We start from the raw sequence: 23,251 nt of genomic DNA, 5'->3' as shown, positions 1-23,251 counted from the left end.
CTGGTGGGAAGTCCTTAGGCGTCGATTGGAGAGAGCAACGTGAAAGTCAGAACATCAGTTAAGAAAATTTGTCGTAAGTGCAAAGTTATCAAGCGTAACCGTGTGGTGCGTGTGATCTGTGATGCAGAACCTCGACACAAGCAACGCCAGGGCTAAGTAACTGGTTGATTTTTAATTCGCCAGAGTATATCCTTTGCGCCCCCGAGAATTGAGGGGTCTGGCACTCTGGACCATGAGCAAATTAAAAGATTGGAGTTAAACTATGGCACGTATTGCCGGTGTCAACATACCAGATAACAAGCACCTGGTTATTTCCCTGAGTTATATCTACGGGATCGGCGCCACGCGCGCAAAGTTGATTTGCGAAAGCGTTGGTATCGCTCCTTCGACCAAGACCAGTGATCTGTCACCGGAAGATTTGGATAACGTGCGTGCCGAAGTGGGCAAGTTTACCGTAGAAGGTGATTTGCGCCGCGAAGTCTCCATGAGCATTAAGCGTCTGATGGATCTGGGCTGCTTCCGTGGTATTCGTCATCGTCGCTCGTTGCCTGTTCGTGGCCAGCGTACCAAGACCAATGCCCGCACCCGTAAAGGTCCGCGCAAGCCAATTCGTAAATAATAGAGATCGCCGGCGCCGTTTTCGCGCCGGAAACGTGAAAAACGCTTTAATCTTAATCAGGAATTTTCTATGGCAAAGCCAGCAGCTAAAGCAGCTCCGAAAAAGAAGGCGCGTAAAGCAGTCATCGACGGAATTGCATTTATACATGCTTCCTTCAACAATACTATCGTGACGATTACTGATCGTCAGGGTAACGCATTGAGCTGGGCGACATCCGGTGGGTCCGGTTTCCGTGGTTCACGGAAGAGTACGCCGTTCGCTGCCCAGGTTGCTGCTGAGCGCGCTGGTAAAACAGCCATTGAATTATATGGTTTGAAGAATCTTGACGTTAAAGTTAATGGTCCTGGTCCGGGTCGGGAGTCTGCGGTACGTGCCCTGAATGCATGTGGCCTGAAAATTGGCCTGATCACTGATGTGACGCCAATACCGCATAACGGTTGCCGCCCACCAAAGAAACGTCGTGTTTGATTTGGCGACTTTAACCGGATCAATTATAGCTTTTTTCGGCTGAACGCCGAAAACCAGAAAACAGGAGTCAGTGTATGGCCCGCTATCTAGGCCCAAAATGCAAATTAGCACGTCGTGAAGGAACGGATCTGTTCCTGAAAAGTGGCGTTCGTCCACTTGATAGCAAGTGCAAGGCTGAAACAATTCCGGGTCAGCACGGTGCCCGTCGTGGTCGTCTGTCCGATTACGGTGTGCAGCTGCGTGAAAAGCAGAAAGTGCGTCGAATTTATGGAGTGCTGGAGCGTCAGTTCCGTACCTATTATAAGGAAGCGGCTCGTCGCAAGGGTGCTACAGGCGAGAACCTTCTGCAGTTGCTGGAGTCGCGCCTGGATAACGTGGTTTATCGTATGGGTTTTGGCGCCACTCGCTCAGAAGCCCGTCAATTGGTGTCGCACAAGGCAATTTTGGTTAACGGTAGCGTAGTTAACGTACCTTCTTACCAGATTGCCCCCGGTGATGTTGTGGCTGTTCGAGAGAAAGCTAAAGAGCAGTTGCGCATCAAGTCCGCACTGGAGCTGGCTGGTCAGCGCACTCCCGCTGAGTGGATCAGTGTTGATACTGGCAAGCTTGAAGGGCAGTTTACCCGCAAGCCAGACCGTGCTGACTTGTCAGCAGATATCAACGAAAACCTGATCGTCGAGCTTTACTCCAAGTAAGCCTGGTTAGTCGGACAGGATATCAGGACGTATAGTTAACCATTACCGGGCTAATTGTTAAGGGTGACCCCATGCAGATTTCGTTGTCGGATTTTCTTACACCACAGTTGATCAAGGTTGAAGAGTTTGACAAGTATCATTCAAAAGTGGTGCTTGAGCCCCTGGAGCGTGGTTTCGGCCATACGCTGGGCAATGCATTAAGAAGAATTCTGCTGTCTTCCATGCCAGGTTGTGCAGTGGAAGAAGTTGAGATTGACGGCGTCGTACATGAGTACAGCAGCATTGAAGGCGTTCGTGAAGATGTTATTGAGATTCTTCTGAATCTGAAGGGTCTGTCGGTAATCCTGAACGGTCAGGATGAGGCGGTTCTGACCCTGAACAAAAAAGGTCCGGGCGTGGTTACCGCTGCTGACATCGAGCTTGACCACAATGTGGAAATTGTAAACCCGGAGCACGAGATTGCGAATCTTAATGCATCCGGTGAGCTGAATATGCGGCTGGTTGTGCGTAAAGGTCGTGGTTATGTACCTGCTGACGCTCGTCGTCGTGATGATGATGAAACTCGTGCCGTTGGCAAGTTGCAGCTTGATGCTACTTACAGCCCGGTTCAGAGTGTCGCCTATTCTGTTGAAAGTACACGTGTTGAGCAGCGTACCGACCTGGACAAACTGATTATCGATCTGCGCACTAACGGTACAATTGATCCGGAAGAAGCGATTCGTCGAGCGGCCACCATTCTGCAGCATCAACTGGCTGTGTTTGTAGACCTGCAAAGCCAGGAAGCGGCGGCGCCGGAAGAGCCCGAAGATGAGATTGATCCGATTCTGTTGCGTCCGGTTGACGATCTTGAGCTGACTGTACGTTCAGCCAACTGTCTGAAGGCCGAAGATATTTATTACATAGGTGACCTGATTCAGCGCACTGAAGTTGAGTTGTTGAAGACCCCGAATCTGGGTAAGAAGTCACTGACTGAAATTAAGGATGTTCTGGCCACGCGCGGATTGTCGCTGGGCCTGCGTCTTGAAAACTGGCCGCCGGCCAGTCTGCGTACAGAAGACAAGTAATTCTTGGTGCAGATTTAATCATAGCGTCTCAGCCGTGAGGCTGCGGTTAGAATAGGAATAGTAGATATGCGTCATCGTCATAGTGGACGTCAACTGAACAGAAATTCTGCACACCGTAAGGCCATGTTTCGTAACATGACTGCGTCGTTGGTGGAGCATGAAATTATTAAAACCACTGTGGTTAAGGCGAAAGAGCTGCGTATGGTAGCGGAGCCGCTGATCACTCTGGCAAAAAATGACAGCGTTGCTAACCGTCGTCTGGCGTTTGACAGACTGCGCAGCAAAGAAGCCGTTGGCAAGCTGTTTAACGACCTGGGGCCACGTTATCAGGCTCGCCCGGGTGGTTATATCCGCATTCTCAAGTGTGGGATCCGTGCCGGTGATAAAGCCCCTATGGCCTATGTGGAGCTGGTGGATCGACCTGAAAGTGCTGATGTCGGTGATGCCGCTGAAGCGTAAGATCAGATAGTCACAGCGTTAGTCGCTCTTATAATTAAAGCCGGGGTTTCCCGGCTTTTTTATTGGTTCTGGCAGGAGGTTTTTAATGCACAGCTCGTTCTGTCCACCACAAAGAACTTTGATGGGACCGGGTCCCTCCGACGTCAGTCCGCGTGTGCTCGCAGCAATGGCGAGGCCAACAATTGGCCATCTGGATCCTCAATTTATCCACTTGATGGACGAGATCAAGTCGTTATTGCAATTTGCTTTCTGTACCCGTAACCAGCTGACCCTGCCCGTATCGGCGCCAGGTTCAGCTGGTATGGAATGTGTCTTTGTTAATCTGCTGGAGCCCGGTGACACTGTTGTTGTGTGCCGGAATGGGGCCTTCGGCGGAAGAATGAAAGAAAACGTCGAGCGTTGCGGGGCGCGGGCAGTCATGGTGGATAGCCCTTGGGGGGAGACAATTGACATTGATGCGGTTGAACAGGCTCTCAAGGATCACCCACAAGCAAACGCCCTGGCTTTTGTGCACGCAGAGACATCGACTGGTGTGCGGAGTGACGCACAGTCCCTGGCTGCACTGGCTTCTCGCTACGGTTGTCTGTCGATTGTGGACGCCGTCACGTCGCTTGGAGGTATTGAGCTTCGGGTCGATGACTGGGGTATTGATGCGATTTATTCCGGCAGTCAGAAATGTCTTTCCTGCGCGCCGGGTATTTCACCTGTGTCCTTCAGTGATAGAGCGGTAGCCCGCATACGTAACCGCAAAAGTCGCGTGCAAAGCTGGTTTCTGGATATGAACCTGGTGATGGGTTATTGGGGCGGTGGCAGCAAACGCAGTTATCACCATACAGCGCCGGTTAATGCCTTGTATGGCTTACATGAATCATTGTTGATCCTTCACGAAGAAGGTCTGCAAAGTTCATGGGCGCGGCACAAAAACTGCTATCAAGCTCTGGCGGCCGGCGTAGATGCTCTGGAAATAAACTTACTGGTTGATAAGTCGTATCGTCTGCCGCAGCTCAATGCGATAGAGGTGCCTGAAGGAATTGATGAGGCGGCTGTCCGTGCACGTCTATTATCAGATTGGAATCTGGAGATTGGCGCCGGGCTTGGTGAGCTGACAGGGAAGATCTGGCGTGTCGGGTTGATGGGGCACTCAGCGAATCAGAAGAATGTCAGACTGTTTCTGAGTGCATTGGGTAGTGTGTTGGCAGCATCAGGATGGGAGCGTAAGGTCGATATCTCTCAATCACTGGCGGCAGCCGCAAATGTTTTCAACGATGCAGAAATAAACCGATAAAGAGCACGGGCCAGAGGCCGATGTGAATAAACACATCGGCTGTATTAAAAATATAGTTCCAGTAGGGGATGCCCAGTACGTCAATAAAATCGACAACACTGCCGTAGACAAACCGATCCAGAATGTTGCTGATCCCGCCGCCGGCAACAAATCCGAAAAATATAAATTCGTAAAGCCGAACGTCCCGCCCGCGTGCCAGATACCAACCAAGGCCGGCAATCAGGCCAATACTGAAGATGGCAAACAGCCAGCCCATACCCTGAGCCATTCCGAATACGCCACCCAAATTGCGGATGTGAGTGAACTGCAGCAGCCCGTCAATCAACACTCGGCTTTCACCTTGCGCCAAAGATGCGTTTATGGCCCAGCTGCTGAATTGTGATAACAGAAGACAGCAGGCTGCAATCACGCCAAACAGGCGCAATTCCGCTTTGCGACCACTGCCGGGCGTACTTAGCAGCCAGGCAGACAAAGATCGGGTTTTCGACATCACAGTTCCACGGGTATATCAGCTACAATCGGTCGACAAGCTTAGCGGAACTGAATTCAAAGTTCAGCAAAAAAAGCGCGTAATCGTGCTGCATTTTTACCAACATCGCTCACACCCACCCGGGAGGTTGATCGTGCGTCCAGCGCTGTACCCTCTGAGGTTTCCCGGATGCGTATTACCACATCATCTTTGAAGCGGAACCAGAATGTTGTATCGGTGGCTTCTATACGACCCTCTTCGGGAGATTGCGCAACCAATTCCCAACCAAGGCTGTCTACAGCCTGCAGTGCGCGGGCAAATACCTGATCGGCCGACTCTTCGAAATACTGAGTAGTGATGTCAGGATAGGCCTGGCGCTGCAATTCGGCCTGCCGCTCTGGTGTCATATTCGGGCTGGTGCCGTAGACTGTGGTGTTGCTGTTTTCGCCACGCAGAGGCATCACCGCTACAAACGCGGGTGGATTGCTCAGATCAGTTGTGATGTCGTGAATCGGTGGAATATTGCTGCCTTCACCGGGCAGGTAAGACTGTGGAATATACCAGGCAATCGCAGCAGCCAGAGTTGCAGCGGCGGCTATGGCGGTATTGCGGCCTGTCCGCTCATCCGATGATCGTTTGCCAAGCACAAAGACGGCCGCCGCTATCAGGGCGCAACCGATAGTAATCCAGGCAACCAGCGGCTGTGCTCCACGCAGGATGCTGAATCCCTGCCGGAAGTCCCAGAGTTGCAACCAGACGCCCAATGGGGCCAACAGGGCGGCGGCTGCCAGCCCGAGTCCGGCGATAGCTGCCAAAACGGTAAGAATCTGTGTCAGGCGCTGACTGCCAGTCTTGTTATTATTCATTGTGTGCTCTCCACTTGTTCGGACGAGTAAGGTTTATCTGAATACATCACTATACGCTGATTGCCATCGGGATGGATTGCAATTGTGCTCAGTGAGCAGTTATGCATTGCCGGTGGCTCCCAGAGTTTGGACAGCGGTCGTGGTTCCAGTGCGCAAAGCAGGGATTTGATCCAGATGCCATGGCTGACAATCGCAATGTTGTCGGCAGCACTGCTTTCCAGAATATGCCTGAAACGTTGCAGCGCCCGCTGCTGTATCTGTTCGAATGTTTCAGCGCCAGCCAGGCTGAATTTTTCCGGCGCATGCCAGAAAGCATGGAACTGCTCTGGCTCAGCACTCTGGATATCGACGTAGAGTTGCCCCTCCCAGGGGCCCATATGTATCTCTCTGAGCAGATCACAGTGTTCAATTTCAAGATTGCGATCAGCAAAAGCCAGTTCAGCTGTTTGGCGCGTGCGCTGGCTACTGCTAACAAAAACGGCTTCCAGTGGCGTATCGGTCATTCGCTGTCCGAGCTGCAAAGCCTGCTGCCGACCGGTGTCGGTCAGTATAGATTCTTGTTGCCCTTGTGCCCGACGTTCCCGGTTCCAGTTGGTTTCGCCGTGGCGGATGAGGTGTATCAGGCGCATAATTGAGTCCCTTCAGTTTGTCCGGGTGCGATTCACTGCGTCAAGCCAGCGGTTGTATTGTTGATCGCGCCAGTTTTTGTCCTTTTCGGGTGCAAAGCTGTGTTCAAGTTTCCAGAGCGCCGATATCTGTTGCAAGGAGTGGTAGATGCCGGCCTGCAGGCCGGCGACAAACGCGGCACCCAGCGCGGTTGTTTCGGTCACTTCCGGACGATCAACCTGGCACCCAAGCAGGTCAGCCAGTTGCTGCATGGCAAAACCGTTGGCTGCCATACCGCCGTCCACTCGCAAGGTGTTGGGTCGTTGACCATCGGCCTCCATGGCCTTTTGCAGATCTTTGGTCTGATAGGCGACCGACATCAGCGCTGCCGCCACTATTTCGGGAATGCCGGCATCACGGGTCAGACCAAAAATAGCGCCCCGGGCATCGGGGTCCCACCATGGCGCGCCCAGTCCGGTAAATGCCGGGACCAGCATCACCGACAAACCCGGATCGGCCTGAGCCGCCAGCGCCTCAGTTTCAGCCGTTGAGCTGAACAGCCGCAGTTTATCCCTTAGCCATTGCATGGTTGCGCCGGCCATAAAAATGCTGCCTTCCAATGCGTAATGGGTTTCACCGTTCAGACGAAACGCAACAGTAGTCAGCAGGTTATGTCTTGATGTAAGCGCTTGCTTACCCGAGTTCATCAGCAGGAAGCAGCCCGTTCCGTAGGTGCTTTTGGTCATGCCAGGTTCAAAGCAGGCCTGTCCGAATGCAGCGGCCTGTTGATCACCCATCATGCCACCGATTGGAATTGAGTGGCCGAATAGTTCGGGTGTGGTGAAGCCGTAGTTATCGGCGCAGTCTTTGACCTGAGGCAGAATTTTCTCGGGTATGCCAAACAACTCCAGCAGCTCCTGATCCCATTGCTGCGTGTGAATATTAAACAGCATGGTGCGTGAGGCATTGGTAGCATCTGTGGCATGGAGTTTTCCGGCGGTCAGGTGCCAGAGCAAATAGCTGTCAATGGTGCCGAATGCCAGGTCGCCTTGTTCCGCGGCCTGGCGTGCGCCGGGAATATTGTCGAGCAGCCAGACAATCTTGCTGGCTGAAAAATAGGCGTCAAGTAACAGTCCGGTCTTCTGCTGAATCAGTCCCGCTTGACCTGCTTTCTCCAGCTTCTCGCGCAGCGCGCTGCAATAGGCGGCCGTGCGCCGATCCTGCCAGACGATGGCCCGATGCACTGGCTGGCCCGTCCTGCGATCCCAGATCACGGTGGTTTCGCGTTGATTGGTAATGCCGATTGAAGCGATCTGCTGCGGTTTTATGTCGGCGGCTTTTATCGCATCCCGGCAACTGGTGATGGTGGTACGCCAGATATCCTCGGGTTCATGTTCCACCCAGCCGTCGCGCGGATAGTGCTGGGCGTAATCGTGCTGACCGATGGCCACCCGCTCCCCGTTCTCTGTGAAAATGATTGCGCGGCTACTGGTAGTTCCCTGATCTATTGACAGCAGATATTGAGTCATCGGTGCTTCCCGCTTTTTTATCGCATGCTACTATAACACGAAGAATTTCTTAACCGGTTTGGTGCAAGCTTACCTGGATGGAGAGCAGGATGGATGCAGTCGTGGCAGCAGGGAACAAAGTTCTGGATACGGATCTTCTGGTCATTGGTGCGGGTATCAATGGTGCGGGAATTGCGGCTGATGCGGCGGGCCGGGGGTTATCTGTCATATTGTGTGATCAGGCCGATATCGCAGGCGCAACATCATCATCCAGTACCAAGCTGATACATGGCGGGCTGCGTTATCTGGAAACCTGGCAGTTTCGGCTGGTTCGTGAGTCCCTGCAGGAGCGCGAGGTATTGCTCAAGGCTGCGCCTCATATCATCTGGCCAATGCGTTTTTGTCTTCCGCATCATCCGGGGCTGAGGCCGAAGTGGATGATTCGGCTGGGCCTCTTTTTATACGACCATTTGTCCAGGCGCATATCGCTGCCCGCCTCAAGCCAGATAAAGTTCGACGCCGAAGAACCATTGCAATCGCGATATTCAGTCGGATTCGAATACTCTGATTGCTGGGTTGATGATGCTCGCCTGGTCATCATGAACGCGCGTCAGGCAGCGAACCATGGCGCTCTGGTTTTACCGCGAACAAAGTGCGTCAGCCTGGTTAAAGCAAAGAGCACTGCTGACCAGTCGCCGCAGTGGTCAGCGAGACTGGTTAATCAGTTAACGCAGCAGCAAACCGAAGTCAGGGCGCGCTGCGTTATCAATGCGTCGGGCCCCTGGGTAGATCAGTTTGTGCGCCAAACATCAGCTGTCAAATCACAGCATCGCATCCGTCTGGTCAAAGGCTCACACATCGTTGTACCGCGGTTCTATAGCGGCGACGAGAGTTATCTGTTGCAGAACAGTGATGGCCGAGTTGTATTTGTCATTCCCTATGAGCAGGACTTCTGTCTGATTGGTACAACAGAACAGGACTATGCGGGCGATCCGCAGCAGGCCGTAATCTCGCAGGAAGAGATTACCTATCTCTGTCAGCTTGTGGGCGAGTATTTCAATCATCGTATCACGCCGACTGATGTTTGCCATCACTATGCCGGCGTCAGACCCCTTATGGACGAAGACGAGGAAAATGCCAGCAAAGTATCCCGGGATTATACTCTGGAGTTGAGTCATGACCCAGCGCCCTTACTGTCAGTCTACGGTGGCAAAATAACTACTTATCGTCGGCTGGCTGAAGCGGTATTGCACAAATTGAGTCCGGTTTTTGGTGAGCTGCCTGACTGGACAGCCAGTGCCTGTTTGCCAGGCGGAGATTTCGGGACCCAGCCAGGTCTGCTTGCTGAAATGACACAGCGCTATCCATTTGTGGAAAAGGGGCAGATGTCACAATGGATCAGGCGTTATGGCACATTAATTAATGTGATGCTGAAAGATTGCCGCGACCAATCTGATCTGGGCACAGAATTAGGGCCGGGTTTATTCAGTATAGAAGTAGACTACCTGGTTCGCCACGAGTGGGCCTGCACGGCCGAAGATGTTCTGTGGCGACGAACCAAGCTTGGCTTGCGTTTCTCGGCAAACGATGTCCAGGAGCTGACAGACTACATTGAGGCCAGGTCGCAACCAGGGGCGTCTGATGCTGGATGAGAATATCAGCCTGCCTACATGGCTGTATTTTTTACTGATAGCAGCCGCGACTTACGCCGTGGTAGTCAGTGTGTTGTTCCCAAGTGTGCGATGGTTCATCCATCGTCGGCTAAAACGTACTGTTGAGCGGCTTAATGATACGCTCAGTATAAAAATAAAACCATTTCAGCAAACGCGACGACAAGAGTTGATCGATCGTCTGGTGTTTGATCCGCAGGTACTGGAGGTCCTGGAGCACCAGTCTCAGCAGACCGGTGTGCCCAGAGAAGCGTTGCTGCTGGACGTTAAACGTTATGCCCGTGAAATCGTGCCAGGTTTTAACGCCTATGTGTACTTTCGTCTGGGTTATTGGCTGGCGCGCCGCATATCCAGATTTTTTTACCGGATCAGAGTGTCTGCCGTTGATCAGCAGGTATTGCAATCACTGGATGATGAGTCAACAGTCGTCTTTATCATGAATCATCGCAGTAATATGGACTACGTACTGATCTGTTATCTGGCTGCGGAGCAGGTCACCCTTTCTTACGCCGTGGGTGAGTGGGCGCGAGTGTTTCCGCTGGAATCCCTGATCAGAGCCATGGGAGCCTTTTTTGTGCGACGTGGCTCTCAAAATCCGCTATACCGCAAAGTGCTGGGGCGCTACGTTGACATGGCGACGCATTCGGGCGTCTGCCAGGCAGTATTTCCTGAGGGTGGATTGAGTCGCGATGGCAACATGATGGAACCTAAGGTCGGCTTTCTGGATTATATGCTGAGAAACTATGACTACCAGCGAGACCGGAATATTACCTTCATCCCGGTAGGTATTAACTACGATCGTGTGATTGAAGACAAAGATCTGCTGCATTGGGACGACAAGTCCAGACGTCAGTCGCGCTGGCGGTCGCTGCTAAGGGCATTCAAGTTTATTCGTGTTAACCTGTTTTCGGGGTCACGAAGCCGCTGGCAGCGTTACGGCTATGCTGGCGTAAATTTTGGTATCCCGTTTGATATGCGGGCTTACTGTGAGCAGCACGAGATTAATTTTTCCAGTCTCTCAACACGGGAGCGTATTCCTGCCATCAGAGCACTGGCAGACGAATTGATGGGGAGAGTGCGGTATGTGATTCCGGTGCTTCCTGTGCCGGTCATAGCGTCAGTACTGTTAGCGCACGGTCAAACGGAGATGCGGTCTCTGGATATTATTGCAGCCTGCGACAGATTAGTGGATGAGATGATCGACGCAGGGGCTGCGATAACCGCGGATCAAAAGCCACGATCCAGAACCATCACGTCTGCATTGGATAGTCTGGTTCATCGGCACATTCTGCTGGAGTCGCACGATGTTTATCAGATAAACCCGGAGTTCAAGCCGCTGCTGGAGTATTATGCCAACTCAATCCGGCACTGGCATTAAGCTGCTCAGCTTTCCGCCTGTGGTATCCAGACGTCGCGTATCCATTCCCACAGATTGGCCCATTGCTTGACCCCGTCGGCATTTTTTCCCAGTTTGTAGCCATTCCAGAACAGCACCACGCCGTCCTCGCGGATACAATAATACTGCTCACCCAGCTGACAGATTGGTAACAGATGACGGGGCAGGCCGTCATTCCAGGCTTGTGCTGCCACATCCGGCAGGTAGGTGTGTGAGCGGGGGTCACTGACTGTCACTGGTTCCATGGTGCCCAGTACGGTATCACTGGCCTCCAACAGATATGCTCGCAAATCTTCCGGGATGGGCAGCAAAAGCTGCTCTTCTATTTCGACCAGCAGATCGTCATCGGGCAACTCCAGGGGAACCGGAATGTCCTCACTCAACTCATGCAGCAGGTCGACGATATCTTCCAAGGTGGTTTACTCCGGTTTGCGGGCACGAATGACGAACTGACTGGTGCCTCGGTTGAGCATGGGATCAAAGATCGAGCGACGGGGGTTGTCGCTGCGGTTTTCCAGGAGGTCGCTGCCAGCTTCAATAACAAAACCGGCTGTTGTAAGGGCGTCGTGTGCCTGTGCCAGGGTCATTCTGTGCAGGCGCTGATTATCCAGTCCGTCCAGGCCGTGATGATCGATCACGCCCAATATGCCGCCGGGTTTCAGTACGCGAAATAATTCACGGAGCATCTGTTGGGCGCTGGCCGGCCGGCGGTTGTAATAGTCATGCAGAATCTGGGAAACGAGTGCGAAGTCTATGCTCTCGGAGTCCAGTCCGGTTTCGTCAAGGGCTTTATCCACGCGAATGACATTGGCCAGATTACCGCGTTCAATTTTTTGGGAAAGGGCGTCACCCTGTGTGATGTCACTTCTGTCTTCATCGTATCGCAGAGCGCGGGGAGAGTTCTGTGCGTAAACACGTCCATCAGGCCCGACTGCTCGTGACAGTACAAAGGTGAAGTAGCCGCCCGCCGCGTAAACCTCCAATACCGACATGCCCTGCTGCAGGCCAAGGAATTCCAGTACTTCAACCGGCTTACGGGCCGGGTCGCGCATACGGTCTGCTATTTCCCGGTCAGGGCCATTGATGGATTGCCGCAGCGCGGAAGTGTCGAGTGGCTGAGCTTGCAGGCTGCCTGACATCATTAACAGGGCAATGCTCAGCAAGCCGTTCAAACCACGCAGGCATCTGGACAGGGACATTTTGTTCTCCGCTTAAACTTCCTATAATGAGTCTTTGATACAAAGTCTCTTAAGGATCTGTTATGAGTCGATTGCCCGCCATTGTCCGAGAAACGCGTAAGGATGTTCCCGCTGATGCTGCCGTGATCTGGCTGCACGGACTGGGTGCTGACGGACATGACTTCGCGCCTATTGTACCTGAATTGCGGCTGCCGGCGCAGATGGCGGTTAGATTCATATTTCCACATGCGCCTTCGATTCCGGTCACCATCAATCAGGGTTATGTAATGCCAGCCTGGTATGACATCCGGGACATGAGCGTTGACCGTCGCGTGGATGACGTGCAATTGCGAGCTTCTGCCTCAGCCGTGCACGAAATTATCGAAGAGCAGATGGCGGCGGGTATCGATAGTCGCCGTATTGTTCTGGGTGGATTCTCCCAGGGTGGCGCCGTGGTGTTGGAGGCAGGATTGAGTTGCCCCCACCCGCTGGCCGGCATCATGTCGCTGTCCAGTTATTTTCCCACCGCGGATACCGTGTCGGTCAATCCGGCCAATCAATCGCTGCCGGTCCGGGTTTTCCACGGTACTGATGATCCGGTGGTCAATGAGTCGCTTGGCAAGCAGACCGTCGCTGCGCTGGAGCAGAAGGGTTACAAACCGGTGTATTCAAGCTATCCGATGCAGCACTCCGTGTGTCTGGAAGAGATAAGGGATATATCTGCCTGGTTACAGGACGTCCTTCAGTAACCGATACCGCGTGCCATCAGATAGGCCAGTACAGGCAGGACGACAATAAGCGGAATGGCAGCGCGCTGCATAATGCGCACTGATACCGGAATGCTGACTGACTCTTCGTCAGTTGACGCACCTGCCCGGTAAAAGAACAACGCTGGCACCAGCAGCAGAATGGTCAGAATCACAACCAGACCCATCTTGGCGTGAAATACCGGGTTATTGCTGAAAAAGGCGGCAGGCTTACCTACCCAGAGCCACAGCGCCAGACCCGCCAGAGTGGTCAGGACGAGTGCGATCAAGGTCAACAGATAAGTCTTGGCCAGGCCGTCAGTATCGTCGCGGCTGAGGCTGGGGCGGGTGACAAGCACCGCAATCACCAGCCCGGCGGCCACTCCCAGCAGGCCCAGCATGTGTAAGGTTCTGAACAATGCTTCAGCCATGACTCAGCAACTCTTTCAGTTGTCCGTTACGGGCGGCCGCCAGGGTTTCAGTATACCCCCCAACGTTAACGTCGCCTACAAATACCTGCGGCAGCGTGCGGCTTCCGGTCAGCTCGGAAAGCTGTCGGCGCAGTCGGGTATTCAGTTCGGTTTCGCTCAGTGCGCCGCGATCAAGCACGTGCTCGGTGTACTGTATATCCAGGCTGGTCAGCAGTTGCCTGGCGGCATGGCAGAAAGAACACCATGACAGGGAGAACAGCGTCACTGGTGTATCCCCGGCCTGCAGAAGGGTGGTGATGGTCGTCTCATCTGATGAAGACGAACCTGCTGAGTTTGAGTGCTTAAAATCTTCGTTCATGACGGTTCCTGCGGACAGAATTGCCCTATTGTGCCATAAGCGTCTGTGGTAATCTTTAGCGCGTTATCAGCGGGATGGACGATTATGGCGGTTGAAAAAAGGACAGACGATCCAGCACTGGCGTCGCTGGGTCTGCGTGAGCGCAAGAAGATTATCCGATTGCAGCGCATTGTAGCAGCTGCGCGCAGCCTGTTTGTTGAAAAAGGCTTCAGCAACACCACGATTCAGGATATCGCTGCAGAGGCAGATGTCGGTCTGGGCACTCTCTACCTGTATGCAAAAAGCAAAGAAGACCTGCTGGTGATGGTGTTCAAGGACGACATCATCAGCATGATCGAGCAATCCTATGCCGAGATTGAGCCCGATTCGCCGCTGCTGGATCAATTAATGGTGTTTTTTGACGGTCATATTCGCTACCACAATCAGGACCAGGGGCTGTCGCGTATCGTGCTCAAAGAGCTGTCATTTTCGATCACTGAGCAGCGTCGTGAAGATATCGATCAGATCATGACTCGGACGTACTCCAAGCTGATGAAATTAATAGAAAAAGCCAAGAGGGATGGACGGCTGGAAAAACGTCTTTACACAGGAACGGCAGCCTGGAGCGCCTTTGCCCTGTACTACCACCTGCTACAGGGCTTCTTGTGCGGTTTCCACTCAGAAGCGGAATTCCGCAAGAGTCTCCGAAATGCACTGCATGCCCTGTTTGAATAATGTGACTTTTGTCATTTGACATTGCATGGCACGGTGATAGGATCAAAAATCTGAATTGACTCAGAATTTTAGCAAATCTGGCAGCTGAGCAGGCTGACGGTTTTTTTACAGTTGGAGGGTAGTATGATCAGTTGGTTGCAGAAAAAAGGCAGAATGACTGCCGGCACCGCGCTGACCGCCCTGGCATTGAGTATTGGTGCCGGTGTCAGTCACGCTGCTGATGAGCGAGTAGGCGATTTTGCGCTGTTGGACCATGAAGGTTATTTCCACCACATGGCGTGGTACGACAACAACAAGGCGGTTGCATTTCTGGTTCAGGGCAATGGCGCCGCTGAAACCCGTGATGCGCTGGCCAAATTCAGTTCCCTGAAGGCGGACTATGCAGACCAGGGCATCGTCTTCATGATGATTAACCCGCTGGGCGAGGCACGCAGCGAAGTCGCAGCAGAAGTCGCTGCGATGAATACTGACATTCCTGTGCTGATTGACGATGTTCAGGCTGTGTCTGAGTCCATGGGCATTGAACGCTTCGGCGAAGCAGTGATTTACGATCCGAAATCGTTTCGTGTTGTTTATCGCGGTGACGCAGGTCAGCCGTTTGCTGACGCACTGGCGGCCGTGGCTGCAGGTGAGCAGGTGAGCAACGCGTTTGTGGCCACTGCTGGCACTGAAGTGCAGTACGTTGAGCGTAATCCCAGCGATGTGTCTTATGAGAAGGACGTTGCTCCGATCATTGCTGAAAACTGCGCAAGCTGTCACCGTGAAGGTGGTGTAGCGCCGTTCGCATTAAACAGCCATGCTATGGTTCAGGGCTGGAGCCCGATGATCCGCGAGGTCATGATGACCAAGCGTATGCCGCCGGGTCAGATGGATCCGCATGTTGGCAACTTCCGCAACAGCTATGTTGTGCCTTTCGAAGATCAGCGTAAAGTGCTGGACTGGATTGCCGCTGGCTCCAGGAAAGATGGTACAACAGATCCGCTGGCAATGATCGAGTGGCCGCCGACCGAGTGGGCTTTTGGTGAGCCGGATTACGTCATTGAAATTCCGGAGCAGCAGATTCCTGCCACAGGTGTGCTGGATTACCGTTATGAGTTCATACCGATCAATCTGCCCGATGGCAAAGATCGCTTCGTTAAGGCCAGCCAGTATATGCCGGGTGACCGCACTGTGCTGCACCACACGCTGAACGCCCTGTTCAAGCCGGGTGAGCGCCCCAGTGGTCGTGGTTTCGTGGGTACGCCTGATCCGAACCTGGCCTATATCACGCCATACATTCCGGGTGCTGCGCCTTATGTGGAAGAGCCCAACACTGGCGGTCTGCTGATGGACGGATCTACCATTGCCATTCAGCTGCACTACACCACTACCGGTCGTGAGGCAGTTGACGCCAGCCGTATCGGTGTCTGGTTCTATCCGGAAGGTGAAGAGCCGCAGGAGCGTATGACAGGTGAATGTGCGTGTATCTTCACACCGACATGGACCAACATTCCTCCTTACGATCCCAACTTTGAGCAGCAGGCTCAGATTGTGATCCCGGATGATGCGTATCTGCACAGCTTCCTGCCGCACATGCACTTCCGCGGCAAGTACATGCGCTTTGAAGCACATTACCCGGATGGTTCAACTGAAATGCTGGCCAACATTGCCAACTACGACTACAACTGGCAGATGGAGTACAAGCTGGCAGAGCAGAAGCTGGTACCCGCGGGCACACGCATTGTGGTAACCGGTGCTTTCGACAACTCTGAGCAGAACAAGGCCAACCCCGATCCGTCACGATCAGTGCCGTGGGGCGACCAGAGCTGGGACGAGATGTTCTTCGGCCAGGTTTACTACAAGTTTGTAGACCAGAGCCGTTATCAAGCGCAGGCTGATGAAGCCGTTGACGCTAACCTGGTGAGCAGCGCGCAATAATCGCTGACTTCAGGCTTTACAAAAAGGGGTGGTAGCAATACCGCCCCTTTTTTTATACATTTGAAAAAATGTTTTTCGGTCAGGTTCAGGGGTATGAAGTCCGCTTTTCTTTCATTTGTTATGATTTTTGCCAGTCAAGGCTTGGGGGCCTTGCCACTTGCCGAACCTCAGGAACATCAGTTAAAACCGCAGGCACTTGCACTCGTCGACCAGACCTTAAGACATTTTGTTGACAGTGGTGCCATCCCCGGTTTTGTGGCGGGAGTCGCCCGCAATGGTGAGATTGTTTACCTTGGCAGTGCCGGTTGGCAGGATGTCGAGCAGGCCGTTCCGATGCGCGATGACGCCATCTTTCAGATTCGCTCAATGAGCAAACCCATCGCGTCGCTCGCAGTCATGCAGTTGATTGAGCGTGGCCAATTAGAACTGGACGATGCGGTATCAACGTTTATCCCCGCATTTGCGGATATGCGGGTATTCAGTGATCCTGAGGATTTTGACAGCGAGACGGTCGCTGCTCATCGAGAAATGACTGTGCGTGACTTGCTGCTCCACATTGGCGGCTTGAGTCATCGCGACCGGACCCTCTATCAGCGCCACCAGGTTCGTTCGCGGTCGGATACCCTGGCAGAGCTGGTCGACAAGGTGGCGGCCGTGCCACTCATTTCACAGCCCGGTACGCAATGGAACTACAGTATTTCAACAACCGTTCTGGGGCGCATTGTGGAAGTGGTCAGCGGCCTGGCTTTTGATGACTATCTGCAGCAGCACGTATTTTCGCCTTTACAAATGCATGACAGCGGGTTTTATGTGCATGAAGAAAAAGCCGGCCAGCTGACTGAAGTGTATCGCCTGCAGGAATCTGGCATGCAAAAGATGCCGCCAATGGATGTGCCGGTGACAGTTGATCCGCCGCTTAAAGAAGGGGCTGCCGGTATGGTCAGCACGGTGGGTGACTATCTGCGGTTTTTACAGATGTTCCTGAATGCAGGAGAGCTGGATGGTCAACGACTGCTTTCAGAAGAAGGTGTGCGTTTGATGACAGAAAATCAGCTGGCAGAGAGCATCATGCCCATAACGCTGTTTCCACCCAATCCCATGCGAGATCTTGGCTGGGGGTACGGTTTCAGTGTTGTGGTTGATGGCGGTCACAGCCCTTACCCGCGCAATGATGGTGAGTTTGGATGGAATGGTTCGCTGGGGACATTCTCGTGGGCAGATCCGCAAACAGGCCTTGTCGCCGTGCTCATGCTGCAGATCCAGCCATCCGGTGCACATAATCTGGCAGCTTTGTTCAAAACGCTGGTATGGTCAGCTGTACAGCCTGCCGCGGAATGATTAAGATCCATGCAGGCGTCTGAATATGAGGAGAGGACATTGCCCATTGCACGATTTATCCTGATGGCGGCAGCGGCACTGCTGGTCGGCTGCGGAGGCAGTCCGAACTGGCAGGCACCGCCTGCAGATGAACAGCTGATTCCGGAAATCGCGCAAGACGGCACCAAATTTTTTACCTTTCAGCGTGATTATCTGGTGGCAGTCTCAAGCCGTGAAAACCGTGAAATGGTCAGTCGTAGTCAACGCGGCATCCGTATCGGAGAATATGAGGTCGAGGCGCGTGTTAACGCCATACTGGAGCGGACCGGATACTGTCGGCAGGGCTTTTTTGAGTTATATCGTGAGCAGACCTTTCAGCGCTTTCTGGTGCGGGGAGAATGCCGCGAGGCGGCCGATGAGTCTGACCGTGCGCGTTTTACCGGGCCGATTCCGCTGCTGGCCAATTAACAAGAGTCTGATGTCATGAAGTTTATCTATGTGCTTGTAGCGCTCACGCTATTGTTTCCAGCCTCCGCAGTAACGGCACAGGACCTGCCCGAAGGTCTGCAGACTGTGTCATTTTATAGTCCTGCCGTTGCACGTCAGATGAAGTACGACATCGTTTTGCCGCCCGGTTACGAAAGCTCCGATGAACGCTACCCGGTACTGTACCTGCTGCACGGTTACATGCAGAACTATACCGTCTGGGGCCGCAATCTGGGTGCCGCTTTTTACGCCCGGGAGATCGGCGACCTGATTGTGGTGATGCCGGATGCGGGCAATAGCTGGTACATCAATTACGCGCGTAGTGAGGATGGACAGAAGAATAACTGGGAAGACCATATCATCAATGATGTGATCAATAATGTGGATGCCAATTTCAGAACGCTGTCCCGGCGCGAGGGAAGGGCGATCGCCGGCCTGTCCATGGGAGGTTATGGCGCTCTGACGCTGGCGCTTCGTCATCCGGACAAATTTGTGTCTGTGGCCAGCACCAGCGGTGCGCTCACACATGCCCGCAGCAGGGCTGCAGCCATTGAGGCGGGGCAACCGCCTCCTGTGCCTCGCAGCACTCAGGATTCAGAACGCCTTGCCCAGGCTGATGCCATAATCTCACGCATTATCGATATCCCCGGATTCAGTACTCAGGATGAACGTAACCCCAAAGGGCTGGATTTTGAAACCGTGGAACAGGCACAGGCCTACGATCCGTTTCAGATTATCTACAGGCTTCAAAAGAGTCAGTTGCCACACTTTTATCTGGATGGTGGGCTGCAGGATGATCTGCTCGATGATGCGCGCGAATTCATGCAGGTCCTGCTACTCAATGATATTCCGTTCGAGTACATGCAGGCACAGGGGCGCCATAACTCCGAATACTGGCGCCGCTCGGTTGGGCACTTTATGAATGTCCAGAATGAAGTCATGCAGCGTGCATTGGGTAATCGCCCCTGACATGACAGCTTCGCCACTGTTCGAGATCCGTGGCCTCAACTGCCGAATATCAGCCCGTCATCAGTTGGTGGTTGACAGCTTCAAAGTTGAGCCGGGGCAGCACTGGTGCCTGTTTGGTGGTAATGGGGCAGGAAAGTCTCTGCTGGCTTCGCTTTTCAGCGGCCGGCTCATGCTGGCACGTTCCCGCATACAGTACGCGACCGGTTTTGATCCCTTGCACGATATTCAGGTGGTTTCCTTTGAAGAGCAGCAACGACTGTGGCAAAGCGAAACCCGGCACGACGTCAGTGAGTTCAGCGAGTCAGCCAGTGACCCGGGTACCACGGTCGCTAAGCTGGTGACCGGTCGCGATACCGATGATTGTCTGGCCGGCGAGTTTTTGCAGCGACTGGATATAAAAAATCTTGCCGACCGGGGTATCCGCTTTCTGTCTTCAGGTCAGATAAGGCGCGCCATGATTGCGAAGGCTCTGTATCAAAAACCAAAGTTACTGATCCTGGATGATCCCCTGGCCAGCATAGACCGACAAAGTGCTGAATCGATTCGTGAGATATTGAATCAGTACGTGCAGGCAGACAATGCCATGATCCTGCTGGCGCGTCGTCAACAGGATATTCTGACCTCTGCGACGCATATTGCAGTGATGGACAGCCTGAAATTGATAAGCAGTGGCGAGCGATACGTGGTTGAGCAGCTGGCGGCCTTTCGCCATATCGTTAACAGGCAGGCGCTTGTGCCTGAAAACCTGCCAGCGCTCGATGAACGTTTACCGGGGGTTATGAACTACCGGCGCGCCGACCGCACACAAGCCCTGATCAAACTTGATTCGGTGACCGCGCAATATGGCAGCAAGGTCGTGTTTCGCAACTTCAGCTGGCAGATGGACTGGGGCGATCATGTGTTGATAGAAGGTCCGAACGGTAGCGGCAAATCCACACTGCTGGGACTGATCAATGGTGATAACCACATGGCCTACGGCCAGGCAGTGACAGTGTTTGGTCAGCGTCGCGGCAGCGGTGAGTCGGTCTGGGACATCAAACAGCGCTTTGGTGTTGTGTCCAATGAGCTGCATAACAGGTACATCAAAGGCTGGCGCGTCCTCGATGTGGTAGTAAGCGGATTCTTCGACACCATGGGGCTGTATGAGAATACAACAGCCATCCAGCAGGAATCTGCCCGGCAATGGTTGCAGGCCTTCGGGCTGGTCGGTCAAGGCAGTTGCTGGTATCACGAACTGAGTTTTGGCCAGCAGCGTATGGTTCTGCTGGCGCGTGCCATGGTCAAATGGCCGCTCATCCTGATTCTGGATGAGCCCGGGGTTGGTCTGGATGACTATTATTCAGACTTTCTGATGGCGATTCTTGAAAAGATTGTGCACTCAGGTCGCACACACATTATCTACGTCAGCCACACATTTGATGAGACGCCGCAATTTATCAACAAGCGGCTTAGTATGAGTTAATCTTTAAATGCTTGATTATCAAATTTATCAATTGATTTTTGGTGAACGGTTTAGTGAGAACATCATCCATTCCAGCCTGCAAACAGGTTTCCCGGTCAGATTCCATGGCGCTTGCCGTAACGGCAATTATAGGTAAGCGGCTATCAGCGGATTCTTGCAGCCTTATCACTTTAGTTGTGTCAAACCCATCCAGCTTGGGCATTTGACAGTCCATAAGAATTAAATGGTATCTAGATCTGACGTAGGATTCGAGTACCTGTTCACCATCGCCAACGATGTCGATTTGACACCCGGATTTTGAAAGATAAGCTCGAATGAGTTGTTGATTAATAGGATTGTCTTCAGCCAGCAGTAACCGATAACCGGACAATTTGGTCTCGTCAACTTCAGAGCTGATTACTGATGCCGTGGTGCACGATGTGCTTCCGATTTTCAGAATCAGGTTGAATTTAAAAGACGAACCTTGATGTTTTACGCTGTTTACTGTAATCGTTCCCTTCATCTTCTGAGCGATGAGTTTGGATATAGGCAATCCTAGACCAGTTCCACCCAATTGATCTCTTTTTGATTCATCCGATTGGAAGAATGGATCGAATATACGATCCATATCATGGGCGGCGATTCCTGATCCAGTGTCCGACACTTCAAAGCACAGTGCAACGGAATCAGTAAGTTGTCTGCCGCCGTTCCTCTGGTTATTTAGAGTAACTCGTAGCGTAACACCACCCAGCTGAGTAAATTTGATAGCGTTACTTAGAAGATTACTCAGGATTTGCCTGATACGTAACTCGTCACCAACTAGAATATCAGGAATTCCAGGTTGAATATGGCAATCGAAAGCAATTTCTTTACGTTTCGCAAGCGGACGGAATAGTCTTTGAAGGGTATTTATGAGTTCTACAATGGAAAATTCTTCAGACTTGATTGAAAGCTCATTCGCCTCAGCTTTAGAGAAGTCCAGAACATCGTTAATAAGTTCCAGTAGCGTGTTGCCGGCGTTGCGAATTGTGGAGATATCTTCAGCTAACTTCGGATCCTCTGTGCGCTGGCTCGCTAAATCTGCTATTCCAAGAATAGCATGTAAAGGCGTTCTGATTTCATGGCTGACACTAGCAACAAAGCGGGACTTGGCGATACTGGCTGCCGAAGCCTCTTTAGCGAGAAACCGTGCAGTGTCGCGGGATTGTATGAGCTCCTGCTGCGTTTGTTTGATGAGTAAATCATTGGTTGCCTTCATTTTTGCATTGACAAGCAGCTCTGCAAGGAGTTTAAGGAGGCTAATATCTACATCGTTCCAGTGACGCTCTTGTCTTACCGAGTCAAACCCAATAAACCCCTTACAGTTATTTCCCTCCATTAGAGGTATCGTAATTAATGAACGTATTCCTTGTGGTTCCAGAATTACGCGTAGGCCGTGATTCTCTGGTAGATCTTGAACACGCCTCACAAACATAGGGAGGCCCGCTTTATGGGAAGTGACCCAAATGTCTATGTCATCGAGTGATACACATTGGAGATTGTCGATTTCCGGCTCAATGCCGTCATTACACCACTCATGGGTGTTGTCGCAGGTGTTTTTCTTAAAGTCATATTCAAACAGATACGCTCGGTCGGCTCCGACAAAGTTTCCGATTACAGCTAGAGCTTCGTTAGTAACCTGATCAAGTTCCTCTGCCTCTGATCGTATCACTTGCATCGATAGATCAATCAGCAAACTTTCCAGTTTGGATCGGTAGATAGACTGAGTTCTGGCTGTTTCGAGTTCGGTTACGTCGTAGTTTACACCGACCATCTGCAGTCTATTGGAAGGCTTGGCTATCAGGGTTGCATAACCTGCAAGTTTTCTTACTTCTCCACTCGGTGTGATGATGCGAAATTGAAAGTCAACTGACTCTGTCTTTTTCTGTGAAGTATAATTGTCCAGAAACTTCAGCAATTCCGGCGCGTCATCGGGGTGCAGCATCGACTTGAAGAATTCGTAATCGTTGGTAAAGCTACATTGATCGACGTCATAAAGACAAAACATCTGTTCATCCCAATGCAGCTCTCCAGTGATCGTATCCAATTCCCAAGTGCCTATACGCCCAGCTTTGGTGGCTAGAATCAATCGTTTGTTTTCTTCCGCCAGCAGTGTGCGCTGTTGATCATTAGTGAGCGTATGTATGGCATGTGTGATGATCCTGGCTATGTATGTTGTAAACTCATCTGATATGTCGGATGTGTACAGCCCTACGAAAATGCCAGCTGGACCCGCTGGGATCGCAAGCCAGTAATCTTCTCCACTGCGCATAGATTCACTGTTTTGGGTGCGCTCAGTATGGTCGATTAGTTGCATTAGACTTCTGTCATTCTGCAACTGGCTTGTAAATTTGCCTCGATTATCAATGTTGTATAACTTACTGATTTCAAGTTTATTGGGTATGTTTTCTGTTCTTTGAACAAATGCACATAATCGAAATCCGAGCTGGTATTGGCAGGCATCGATAACTGATTGCAGAACATCATTCGAGGTGTTGAGTTCAAGCAGAAGCTCGGCCACTGCGCTGTGAAATGATGGGCTCAAGGGTT

The 23,251-nt window shown here is 52.4% G+C and carries 25 protein-coding genes; 16 read left to right on the top strand and 9 right to left on the bottom strand.

Going from position 1 to position 23,251, the window contains the following annotated elements; all coding sequences use genetic code 11:
- The first annotated feature begins 39 nt into the window (after nucleotides 1-39).
- From rpmJ to PS2015_RS12170, 7 genes are all read left to right on the top strand, one after another.
- The gene (gene rpmJ, locus PS2015_RS15475) at nucleotides 40-156 is read left to right on the top strand and encodes a 50S ribosomal protein L36 (protein ID WP_082628126.1); all 117 of its coding nucleotides are present in this window, start codon (nucleotides 40-42) and stop codon (nucleotides 154-156) included.
- 106 nt (nucleotides 157-262) lie between these two features.
- A complete protein-coding gene (rpsM, locus tag PS2015_RS12195; protein ID WP_058022495.1) occupies nucleotides 263-619 on the top strand; it encodes a 30S ribosomal protein S13 in 357 nt (118 codons plus the stop codon).
- Between the two features lie 69 nt (nucleotides 620-688).
- Nucleotides 689-1,087, top strand: coding sequence for a 30S ribosomal protein S11 (gene rpsK / locus PS2015_RS12190; RefSeq protein ID WP_058022494.1), 399 nt, complete (start codon nucleotides 689-691; stop codon nucleotides 1,085-1,087).
- A 74-nt stretch (nucleotides 1,088-1,161) separates the two neighbouring features.
- Nucleotides 1,162-1,782, top strand: coding sequence for a 30S ribosomal protein S4 (rpsD, locus tag PS2015_RS12185; protein WP_058022493.1), 621 nt, complete (start codon nucleotides 1,162-1,164; stop codon nucleotides 1,780-1,782).
- 71 nt (nucleotides 1,783-1,853) lie between these two features.
- Nucleotides 1,854-2,846 carry a DNA-directed RNA polymerase subunit alpha gene (locus tag PS2015_RS12180; RefSeq protein ID WP_058022492.1) on the top strand — a complete coding sequence of 331 codons (993 nt, stop codon included), beginning with the start codon at nucleotides 1,854-1,856 and terminating at the stop codon, nucleotides 2,844-2,846.
- A gap of 66 nt (nucleotides 2,847-2,912) precedes the next feature.
- Entirely contained in the window at nucleotides 2,913-3,305 is a 393-nt protein-coding gene (gene rplQ, locus PS2015_RS12175; protein WP_058022491.1) for a 50S ribosomal protein L17, read from the top strand.
- 85 nt (nucleotides 3,306-3,390) lie between these two features.
- The gene (locus tag PS2015_RS12170) at nucleotides 3,391-4,590 is read left to right on the top strand and encodes a pyridoxal-phosphate-dependent aminotransferase family protein (RefSeq protein WP_335338238.1); all 1,200 of its coding nucleotides are present in this window, start codon (nucleotides 3,391-3,393) and stop codon (nucleotides 4,588-4,590) included.
- Here PS2015_RS12170 and lspA read toward each other — a convergent pair.
- From lspA to glpK, 4 genes are read right to left on the bottom strand one after another with little or no spacing between them, the layout of a single operon-like run.
- Nucleotides 4,565-5,080, bottom strand: coding sequence for a signal peptidase II (lspA, locus tag PS2015_RS12165; protein ID WP_058022490.1), 516 nt, complete (start codon nucleotides 5,078-5,080; stop codon nucleotides 4,565-4,567). The genes PS2015_RS12170 and lspA overlap by 26 nt on opposite strands.
- A gap of 56 nt (nucleotides 5,081-5,136) precedes the next feature.
- Complete coding sequence (locus PS2015_RS12160) at nucleotides 5,137-5,925, bottom strand: DUF1499 domain-containing protein (protein WP_156412734.1); 789 nt, start codon at nucleotides 5,923-5,925, stop codon at nucleotides 5,137-5,139.
- Nucleotides 5,922-6,554: a histidine phosphatase family protein gene (locus PS2015_RS12155; RefSeq protein WP_058022489.1), complete on the bottom strand. Its 633-nt coding sequence runs from the start codon at nucleotides 6,552-6,554 to the stop codon at nucleotides 5,922-5,924. The genes PS2015_RS12160 and PS2015_RS12155 overlap by 4 nt, the downstream gene beginning before the upstream one ends.
- A gap of 12 nt (nucleotides 6,555-6,566) precedes the next feature.
- Nucleotides 6,567-8,060, bottom strand: a complete 1,494-nt coding sequence (gene glpK, locus PS2015_RS12150) for a glycerol kinase GlpK (RefSeq protein ID WP_058022488.1) — start codon at nucleotides 8,058-8,060, stop codon at nucleotides 6,567-6,569.
- An 89-nt stretch (nucleotides 8,061-8,149) separates the two neighbouring features.
- Here glpK and glpD point away from each other — a divergent pair, with 89 nt between their 5' ends.
- Both glpD and PS2015_RS12140 read left to right on the top strand, forming a co-directional pair.
- Nucleotides 8,150-9,691, top strand: a complete 1,542-nt coding sequence (gene glpD, locus PS2015_RS12145) for a glycerol-3-phosphate dehydrogenase (RefSeq protein ID WP_082628125.1) — start codon at nucleotides 8,150-8,152, stop codon at nucleotides 9,689-9,691.
- Nucleotides 9,681-11,087, top strand: coding sequence for a 1-acyl-sn-glycerol-3-phosphate acyltransferase (locus PS2015_RS12140; RefSeq protein ID WP_058022487.1), 1,407 nt, complete (start codon nucleotides 9,681-9,683; stop codon nucleotides 11,085-11,087). Before glpD ends, PS2015_RS12140 begins: the two co-directional genes overlap by 11 nt.
- Before the next feature lie 5 nt (nucleotides 11,088-11,092).
- Here PS2015_RS12140 and PS2015_RS12135 read toward each other — a convergent pair whose 3' ends face one another.
- A complete protein-coding gene (locus PS2015_RS12135; RefSeq protein ID WP_058022486.1) occupies nucleotides 11,093-11,518 on the bottom strand; it encodes an SMI1/KNR4 family protein in 426 nt (141 codons plus the stop codon).
- A gap of 6 nt (nucleotides 11,519-11,524) precedes the next feature.
- Nucleotides 11,525-12,304, bottom strand: a complete 780-nt coding sequence (locus tag PS2015_RS12130) for a class I SAM-dependent methyltransferase (protein ID WP_058022485.1) — start codon at nucleotides 12,302-12,304, stop codon at nucleotides 11,525-11,527.
- Between the two features lie 62 nt (nucleotides 12,305-12,366).
- Between PS2015_RS12130 and PS2015_RS12125 the strand changes: the two genes are divergently transcribed.
- A complete protein-coding gene (locus PS2015_RS12125; protein ID WP_058022484.1) occupies nucleotides 12,367-13,032 on the top strand; it encodes an alpha/beta hydrolase in 666 nt (221 codons plus the stop codon).
- Here PS2015_RS12125 and PS2015_RS12120 read toward each other — a convergent pair.
- Nucleotides 13,026-13,460 carry a DUF2214 family protein gene (locus tag PS2015_RS12120; protein ID WP_058022483.1) on the bottom strand — a complete coding sequence of 145 codons (435 nt, stop codon included), beginning with the start codon at nucleotides 13,458-13,460 and terminating at the stop codon, nucleotides 13,026-13,028. The genes PS2015_RS12125 and PS2015_RS12120 overlap by 7 nt on opposite strands.
- On the bottom strand, nucleotides 13,453-13,818 hold the full coding sequence (locus tag PS2015_RS12115; protein ID WP_058022482.1) for a glutaredoxin domain-containing protein: 366 nt from the start codon (nucleotides 13,816-13,818) through the stop codon (nucleotides 13,453-13,455). Before PS2015_RS12115 ends, PS2015_RS12120 begins: the two co-directional genes overlap by 8 nt.
- Nucleotides 13,819-13,902: 84 nt before the next feature.
- Between PS2015_RS12115 and PS2015_RS12110 the strand changes: the two genes are divergently transcribed.
- The 6 genes from PS2015_RS12110 to PS2015_RS12085 all read left to right on the top strand — a co-directional run bounded on the left by PS2015_RS12110 (nucleotide 13,903) and on the right by PS2015_RS12085 (nucleotide 20,683).
- A complete protein-coding gene (locus PS2015_RS12110; protein WP_058022481.1) occupies nucleotides 13,903-14,532 on the top strand; it encodes a TetR/AcrR family transcriptional regulator in 630 nt (209 codons plus the stop codon).
- Nucleotides 14,533-14,655: 123 nt separating this feature from the next.
- Nucleotides 14,656-16,449, top strand: coding sequence for a thioredoxin domain-containing protein (locus PS2015_RS12105; protein WP_058022480.1), 1,794 nt, complete (start codon nucleotides 14,656-14,658; stop codon nucleotides 16,447-16,449).
- Between the two features lie 93 nt (nucleotides 16,450-16,542).
- A complete protein-coding gene (locus tag PS2015_RS12100) occupies nucleotides 16,543-17,787 on the top strand; it encodes a serine hydrolase domain-containing protein (protein ID WP_058022479.1) in 1,245 nt (414 codons plus the stop codon).
- Nucleotides 17,788-17,796: 9 nt separating this feature from the next.
- On the top strand, nucleotides 17,797-18,234 hold the full coding sequence (locus PS2015_RS12095) for a hypothetical protein (protein ID WP_058022478.1): 438 nt from the start codon (nucleotides 17,797-17,799) through the stop codon (nucleotides 18,232-18,234).
- A gap of 15 nt (nucleotides 18,235-18,249) precedes the next feature.
- Complete coding sequence (locus PS2015_RS12090; RefSeq protein ID WP_058022477.1) at nucleotides 18,250-19,221, top strand: alpha/beta hydrolase; 972 nt, start codon at nucleotides 18,250-18,252, stop codon at nucleotides 19,219-19,221.
- The gene (locus PS2015_RS12085) at nucleotides 19,184-20,683 is read left to right on the top strand and encodes an ATP-binding cassette domain-containing protein (protein ID WP_169792317.1); all 1,500 of its coding nucleotides are present in this window, start codon (nucleotides 19,184-19,186) and stop codon (nucleotides 20,681-20,683) included. Before PS2015_RS12090 ends, PS2015_RS12085 begins: the two co-directional genes overlap by 38 nt.
- On the opposite strand, the gene PS2015_RS12080 is transcribed toward PS2015_RS12085, so the two are convergent.
- Nucleotides 20,670-23,246, bottom strand: a complete 2,577-nt coding sequence (locus tag PS2015_RS12080) for a GAF domain-containing hybrid sensor histidine kinase/response regulator (protein ID WP_156412732.1) — start codon at nucleotides 23,244-23,246, stop codon at nucleotides 20,670-20,672. The genes PS2015_RS12085 and PS2015_RS12080 overlap by 14 nt on opposite strands.
- Between the last annotated feature and the right edge of the window lie 5 nt (nucleotides 23,247-23,251).

Source organism: Pseudohongiella spirulinae (genome assembly GCF_001444425.1).
Classification (GTDB): domain Bacteria; phylum Pseudomonadota; class Gammaproteobacteria; order Pseudomonadales; family Pseudohongiellaceae; genus Pseudohongiella; species Pseudohongiella spirulinae.
Note: the sequence above shows the minus strand (reverse complement) of the source record. Positions and strands in the feature narration are given on the sequence as shown.

What these genes read in the sequence shown, in the direction of transcription:
- rpsM (WP_058022495.1), top strand. Translation starts at nt 263, where the DNA reads ATGGCACGTATTGCCGGTGTCAACATACCAGATAACAAGCACCTGGTT.
- rpsK (WP_058022494.1), top strand. Translation starts at nt 689, where the DNA reads ATGGCAAAGCCAGCAGCTAAAGCAGCTCCGAAAAAGAAGGCGCGTAAA.
- rpsD (WP_058022493.1), top strand. Translation starts at nt 1,162, where the DNA reads ATGGCCCGCTATCTAGGCCCAAAATGCAAATTAGCACGTCGTGAAGGA.
- PS2015_RS12180 (WP_058022492.1), top strand. Translation starts at nt 1,854, where the DNA reads ATGCAGATTTCGTTGTCGGATTTTCTTACACCACAGTTGATCAAGGTT.
- rplQ (WP_058022491.1), top strand. Translation starts at nt 2,913, where the DNA reads ATGCGTCATCGTCATAGTGGACGTCAACTGAACAGAAATTCTGCACAC.
- PS2015_RS12170 (WP_335338238.1), top strand. Translation starts at nt 3,391, where the DNA reads ATGCACAGCTCGTTCTGTCCACCACAAAGAACTTTGATGGGACCGGGT.
- lspA (WP_058022490.1), bottom strand. Translation starts at nt 5,080, where the DNA reads ATGTCGAAAACCCGATCTTTGTCTGCCTGGCTGCTAAGTACGCCCGGC.
- PS2015_RS12160 (WP_156412734.1), bottom strand. Translation starts at nt 5,925, where the DNA reads ATGAATAATAACAAGACTGGCAGTCAGCGCCTGACACAGATTCTTACC.
- PS2015_RS12155 (WP_058022489.1), bottom strand. Translation starts at nt 6,554, where the DNA reads ATGCGCCTGATACACCTCATCCGCCACGGCGAAACCAACTGGAACCGG.
- glpK (WP_058022488.1), bottom strand. Translation starts at nt 8,060, where the DNA reads ATGACTCAATATCTGCTGTCAATAGATCAGGGAACTACCAGTAGCCGC.
- glpD (WP_082628125.1), top strand. Translation starts at nt 8,150, where the DNA reads ATGGATGCAGTCGTGGCAGCAGGGAACAAAGTTCTGGATACGGATCTT.
- PS2015_RS12140 (WP_058022487.1), top strand. Translation starts at nt 9,681, where the DNA reads ATGCTGGATGAGAATATCAGCCTGCCTACATGGCTGTATTTTTTACTG.
- PS2015_RS12130 (WP_058022485.1), bottom strand. Translation starts at nt 12,304, where the DNA reads ATGTCCCTGTCCAGATGCCTGCGTGGTTTGAACGGCTTGCTGAGCATT.
- PS2015_RS12125 (WP_058022484.1), top strand. Translation starts at nt 12,367, where the DNA reads ATGAGTCGATTGCCCGCCATTGTCCGAGAAACGCGTAAGGATGTTCCC.
- PS2015_RS12120 (WP_058022483.1), bottom strand. Translation starts at nt 13,460, where the DNA reads ATGGCTGAAGCATTGTTCAGAACCTTACACATGCTGGGCCTGCTGGGA.
- PS2015_RS12115 (WP_058022482.1), bottom strand. Translation starts at nt 13,818, where the DNA reads ATGAACGAAGATTTTAAGCACTCAAACTCAGCAGGTTCGTCTTCATCA.
- PS2015_RS12110 (WP_058022481.1), top strand. Translation starts at nt 13,903, where the DNA reads ATGGCGGTTGAAAAAAGGACAGACGATCCAGCACTGGCGTCGCTGGGT.
- PS2015_RS12105 (WP_058022480.1), top strand. Translation starts at nt 14,656, where the DNA reads ATGATCAGTTGGTTGCAGAAAAAAGGCAGAATGACTGCCGGCACCGCG.
- PS2015_RS12100 (WP_058022479.1), top strand. Translation starts at nt 16,543, where the DNA reads ATGAAGTCCGCTTTTCTTTCATTTGTTATGATTTTTGCCAGTCAAGGC.
- PS2015_RS12095 (WP_058022478.1), top strand. Translation starts at nt 17,797, where the DNA reads ATGCAGGCGTCTGAATATGAGGAGAGGACATTGCCCATTGCACGATTT.
- PS2015_RS12090 (WP_058022477.1), top strand. Translation starts at nt 18,250, where the DNA reads ATGAAGTTTATCTATGTGCTTGTAGCGCTCACGCTATTGTTTCCAGCC.
- PS2015_RS12085 (WP_169792317.1), top strand. Translation starts at nt 19,184, where the DNA reads ATGAAGTCATGCAGCGTGCATTGGGTAATCGCCCCTGACATGACAGCT.